The sequence below is a fragment of the Streptomyces sp. WAC04114 genome, assembly GCF_019733245.1.
Classification (GTDB): Bacteria; Actinomycetota; Actinomycetes; order Streptomycetales; family Streptomycetaceae; genus Streptomyces; species Streptomyces massasporeus_A.
The window spans coordinates 24,831-29,743 of record NZ_JAIGQA010000099.1 but is presented as its reverse complement, the minus strand read 5'-3'; the positions used below and the strand labels follow the sequence as shown (position 1 = coordinate 29,743).

The 4,913-nt window shown below is 73.3% G+C and carries 4 protein-coding genes and 1 pseudogene; 1 reads left to right on the top strand and 4 read right to left on the bottom strand.

Going from position 1 to position 4,913, the window contains the following annotated elements; genetic code table 11:
- The 4 genes and pseudogenes from K4G64_RS40425 to K4G64_RS23760 all read right to left on the bottom strand — a co-directional run.
- Nucleotides 1–121: pseudogene (locus K4G64_RS40425) on the bottom strand (N-acetylmuramoyl-L-alanine amidase); the annotation flags it as partial.
- Between the two features lie 62 nt (nt 122–183).
- Nucleotides 184–471 (bottom strand): hypothetical protein, encoded by a 288-nt coding sequence (locus tag K4G64_RS23770; RefSeq protein WP_221758043.1) that lies wholly within the window; start codon nt 469–471, stop codon nt 184–186.
- A gap of 121 nt (nt 472–592) precedes the next feature.
- A complete protein-coding gene (locus tag K4G64_RS23765) occupies nt 593–1,243 on the bottom strand; it encodes a class I SAM-dependent methyltransferase (protein ID WP_221758042.1) in 651 nt (216 codons plus the stop codon).
- Nucleotides 1,244–1,344: 101 nt separating this feature from the next.
- Entirely contained in the window at nt 1,345–3,084 is a 1,740-nt protein-coding gene (locus K4G64_RS23760) for an MFS transporter (RefSeq protein ID WP_221758041.1), read from the bottom strand.
- 196 nt (nt 3,085–3,280) lie between these two features.
- Between K4G64_RS23760 and K4G64_RS23755 the strand changes: the two genes are divergently transcribed.
- The gene (locus K4G64_RS23755) at nt 3,281–4,711 is read left to right on the top strand and encodes an MFS transporter (RefSeq protein ID WP_221758046.1); all 1,431 of its coding nucleotides are present in this window, start codon (nt 3,281–3,283) and stop codon (nt 4,709–4,711) included.
- Nucleotides 4,712–4,913 lie beyond the last annotated feature (202 nt).

Below are 4,913 nucleotides of genomic sequence, written 5' to 3'. Positions count from 1 at the left end.
CCGTCTCGTACACCAGCCAGCCGAGCAGCGCGCCTGGCACCAGCGCGGCGAGCGCGACGGTCAGGGGGCCGCGACGGCGGCGGGGCTGGGGAGGTTCGAAGTCCGGGCCTACGTACGACACGTCAGCCACCCTAGCGGCCGTGCGCGGGGGCGGTGGTCCGCGGACGGCCCGACGGGTGGCGGCTACGCCCCGTTCCCGCCGCCGTCCCCGTGCCGTACCGCCTCCTTCACCCGCGCCTCCACCTCCTGGCGCGGTGTGCCCTCCTGCTTCGCGTACCCGGTCACCGCCGCCTGGACGTCGCGGGCGAGATCGCGCCAGGCGCGCCAGGCCGTCTCCCAGGTGCTGGTCTGCTGGTCGCTCCACTTGGTCTGGGTGGGCGGGCCGTACGTGTCCTGGAGGTGACGCACGCGGGCGTACGCCTCGTCCGCCGCGCGCTGCTTCTCGACGAGCTCTTCGAAGGTGTGTGCCACGCGCCCGGATCCTTGGGCAGCGGTGGTCCGCCCGCCGACTCGCCACGCCGCCCGTGGGCCGACCGGGAGGGGGTGTCGGGGGTGTGGTTCACCCGCCCAGCCGCCCGGCGCGTGCGGTGCGTCAGATGCCCGGGCCCGTGCGCCGCAGGACCCGCAGCGAGTCCGTCGCCGAGACCTCGGTGAACGCGCCGGAGGCGAGGGCCCGAAGGTAGATCCGGTAGGGGGCCTGGCCGGTGAACTCGTCCTGCGGGTCGGGGAAGACGTCGTGGATGAGCAGCAGACCGCCCTCGGCGACGTGCGGCGCCCAGCCCTCGTAGTCGGCGCCCGCGTGCTCGTCGGTGTGGCCACCGTCGATGAAGACGAAGCCCAGCGGCGTCCCCCAGAACGCGGCGATCCGCGGGGAACGCCCGACCAGCGCCACCACATGCTCCTCCAGACCGGCCCGGTGCAGCGTGCGGCGGAACGTGGGCAGCGTGTCCATCAGGCCGACCTCGGGGTCGACCGTCTCCGGGTCGTGGTACTCCCAGCCCGGCTGCTGCTCCTCGCTGCCGCGGTGGTGGTCGACGGTGAGCGCGCTGACCCCGGCCTCGCGGGCCGCGTCGGCGAGCAGGATCGTGGAACGGCCGCAGTACGTGCCGACCTCCAGCAGCGGCAGCCCGAGCCGCCCGGCCTCCACGGCCGCCGCGTACAGCGCCAGGCCCTCACCGGTGGGCATGAACCCCTTCGCCGCCTCGAACGCGGCCAGGATCTCGGGCTTCGGCGCCGCGGGCATGGGGTTCCTCTCGGTCGTACGACGGTCAGGGCGCCATCGTGCCGTACCCCCTGCCGCGGGGCGACAGGGGGTACCGGTGAGTAACGGGGTGGGGCGGCAGGTCAGGCCGAGACCGTCTCGCCCGGCAGCGACAGGTCCAGGTCGACCGGGCGTTCGTCGCCCGCGTGGGTCGCGGACGAGGCGAGCGGGCCGTGACCCGTGGCACGGGCGGCCACGACGTAGGAGCCCCGGTCGGGGACGGTGAGCGCGTAGCTGCCGTCCTCGGCGGAGAGCGTCGCCCCGGCCTGGCGGCCCCGGCGGTCGATCAGCGTGACCTTGGCACGGGCGACCGGAGAGCCGTCGGCGCCCAGCACCCGGCCGCGGAAGCTGCGCAGGACCTGCTCGGCACGCTCCAGGGCCGCGTCCTCCTCGCTGCTGGCCCGCAACTGCGGCTTGTTCGACGGCCGTCGGCCCGGCAGGAACAGCGCCAGGAGCAGGCCCACGGCCACCGCGCCCGTCGCGATCAGGAAGGAGACCCGGAAGCCGTGCATGGTCGGGATCTCGACACCGCCCACGGTGTTCGCGGTGTTCGCCAGCACCATGCCGATCACGGCGCTCGACACCGAGGTGCCGATGGAGCGCATCAGGGTGTTGAGGCCGTTGGCCGCGCCCGTCTCCGACGCCGGGACCGCGCCCACGATCAGCGCGGGCAGCGAGGAGTACGCGAGGCCGATGCCCGCGCCCAGCAGGACCGAGATGACCAGGCTCTGCCAGGCGGCGCTCATCAGGCCGAGGCCGGCGCCGTAGCCGATCGCGATGATCAGCAGGCCGAGGATCAGGGTGAACTTGGGGCCGTACTTCGCGGACAGCCGGGCGTAGACGGGCGCCGTGAACATCATCGTCAGGCCGAGCGGCGCGACGAGCAGACCCGCGACGACCATCGACTGGCCCAGGCCGTAGCCGGTGGACTTCGGCAGCTGGAGCAGCTGGGGCAGGACCAGGGAGACGACGTAGAAGGAGACGCCGACCATGATCGAGGCGAGGTTGGTGAAGAGGACGGCCGGGCGGGCCGTGGTGCGCAGGTCCACCAGCGGGGCCTTGACGCGCAGCTCCATCACGCCCCACAGCACGAGCACGACCGCCGAGGCGGCGAACAGGCCGAGGGTGGTGCCGGAGGCCCAGCCCCAGTCGCTGCCCTTGGTGATCGGCAGCAGGAACAGCACGAGCCCGGCGGACAGGCCGAGCGCGCCCGGCAGGTCGAAGGTGCCCTCGGCGCGCATCGGGGACTCCGGCACGACGAGGAGGGTGAGGGCGATCGCGAGCAGGCCGAGGCCGGCGGCGCCGTAGTAGAGGGTGTGCCAGTCGCTGTGCTGGGCGACCAGGGCGGCGGCGGGCAGGGCCAGGCCACCGCCGACGCCTATGGAGGAGCTCATCAGGGCCATCGCCGAGCCGAGCTTCTCGCGGGGCAGCATGTCGCGCATCAGGCCGATGCCGAGCGGGATCGCGCCCATCGCGAAGCCCTGGAGGGTTCGGCCGGCGATCATGAGCAGCAGATCGCTGGTGAGCGCGCTGACCAGGGCGCCCACGACCATTACGGCCAGGCTCAGGATCAGCATGCGGCGCTTGCCGTAGAGGTCGCCCAGGCGGCCCATGATCGGGGTGGCCACCGCGCCCGAGAGGAGGGTCGAGGTGAGGACCCAGGTGGCGTTGCTGGGGGCGGTGTCCAGCAGTTGCGGCAGATCCTTGATCACCGGAACGAGCAGGGTCTGCATCACCGCGACAACGATGCCCGCGAAGGCGAGCACCGGGACCACGGCCCCACTCGCTCTGCCGGCCGTGCGGTCTGTCGTCGTCTGCGTCATTGAGGAGGGCCTCCAGGCCGGGGAGCGTCGGGGTACATGGGACCTGAACCTCGTATGTCCAGGCAACTATTCCGTTGCTTTGGCACCCTAACGAAAACTTGACCTTCTCTTGGGGAAGGGGCCCGGGGCCCTGGTGCTGTCCGGCCGAAGCCCTAGGCCGAAATCCCGATGCAAGGAGCTCGGAGTGGTTGAGAGCATGACACCCATGCTCGAAGCCGCCGCAACCACCCGGACGCCCCGCCGCACCGCACCTCCCACCTGGCTCGTCGTGGCGCTCACCTGCGCGGGTCAGTTCCTCGTCGTCCTGGACGTCTCCGTCGTCAACGTGGCGCTGCCGTCGATGCGGACCGGGCTGGGACTCGACGAGCAGGGGCTGCAGTGGGTGGTCAACGCCTACGCCATCGCCTTCGCCGGGTTCATGCTCCTCGGCGGGCGCGCCGGTGACCTCTACGGCCGCAAGCGGATGTTCCTCGTCGGGCTCGGCCTGTTCACCCTGGCCTCGGCGGCCGGCGGGCTGGCACAGGACGACTGGCAGCTGCTCGTGGCGCGGGCCGTGCAGGGGCTGGGCGCGGCCGTGCTGGCGCCCTCGACGCTGACGATCCTCACGGCGTCGGTGCCGGAGGGCGCCGCCCGGGCCCGGGCCATCGGTACCTGGACGGCGGTCGGGGCCGGCGGCGGCGCGGCGGGCGGCCTGGTCGGCGGGCTGCTGGTGGAGACGCTGTCCTGGCGCTGGGTGCTGCTCATCAACGTGCCCGTCGGCGCCGTGGTGCTGTGCGCCGCCGCGTGGTTCCTCACCGAGGGCCGGGCCGGGGACGGCCGCCGCCTCGACCTGCCGGGCGCACTGCTCGTGACGGCCGGGCTCGGCACGCTGGCCTACGGCATCTCCCAGACGGAGGCGGCGGGCTGGACGGCACCGGCCACCCTGCTGCCGCTGCTCGCCGGGCTGGTCCTGCTCGGGGCGTTCCTCGCGGTCGAGGCCCGCACGGCGAGCCCGCTGATGCCGCTCGGCCTGCTGCGCATGCGCTCGGTCTCCTCGGCCAACGTCTCGATGTTCCTGTGCGGTTCGGCGATGTTCTGCATGTGGTTCTTCATGACCCTCTACGCGCAGAACGTCCTCGGCTACTCCCCGGTCGAGGCCGGCCTCGCCCTGGTCCCGAGCTCCCTCGCCGTCATCCTCGGCTCCAAGCTCGCGCCCCGCCTGATGCGGCCGGTCGGCCCGCGCAACGTCGCCGCGCTGGGCACCCTGGTCGCCGTGGCCGGCTTCGCCTGGCAGTCCACGATGACCGCCGACGGCCCCTACGCCACGGCGATCCTCTTTCCCGGCGTCCTCATGATGCTCGGCGCGGGCCTGGCGGCGACGCCCCTCGCCTCCCTGGCCACCTCCGGCGCGGCCCCCGAGGAGGCGGGCCTGGTCTCCGGCCTCGTCAACACGTCGCGCACGATGGGCGGTTCCCTGGGGCTGGCGGTCCTGTCCACCCTGGCGGCGTCCGCATCGGCGGGCAGCGCGACCCCGCAGGCCCTGACGGAGGGCTATGCCCTCGCGTTCCGGGTGGGCGCCGGGGTGCTGGCGGCCGGAGTGGTGCTGATGTGGGTGTGGCTGCCGCGGCGGGCGGCCCAGGTGCCGTGAGGGGTGCCGGGCGGGTATCCCAGGTGTTGTGAGGGGGTAGTCGCCTCTCTGTCTTTCGCCAGGTGAGCCGAGGGCTGCCGGTGATGCTGGCGGGCCCCACCCCGCAAGACCACTCCCCAGCCCAACCCTGACTGACGTCTCCGCCGGAGCCGCCGAGTGAGGCACTGGCTCCGGGGGTGCCCGCACCGAAGGTCACGAACCA

Coding starts and splice junctions, on each gene's coding strand:
- K4G64_RS23765 (WP_221758042.1), bottom strand. CDS start 1,243: ATGCCCGCGGCGCCGAAGCCCGAGATCCTGGCCGCGTTCGAGGCGGCG.
- K4G64_RS23760 (WP_221758041.1), bottom strand. CDS start 3,084: ATGACGCAGACGACGACAGACCGCACGGCCGGCAGAGCGAGTGGGGCC.
- K4G64_RS23755 (WP_221758046.1), top strand. CDS start 3,281: ATGACACCCATGCTCGAAGCCGCCGCAACCACCCGGACGCCCCGCCGC.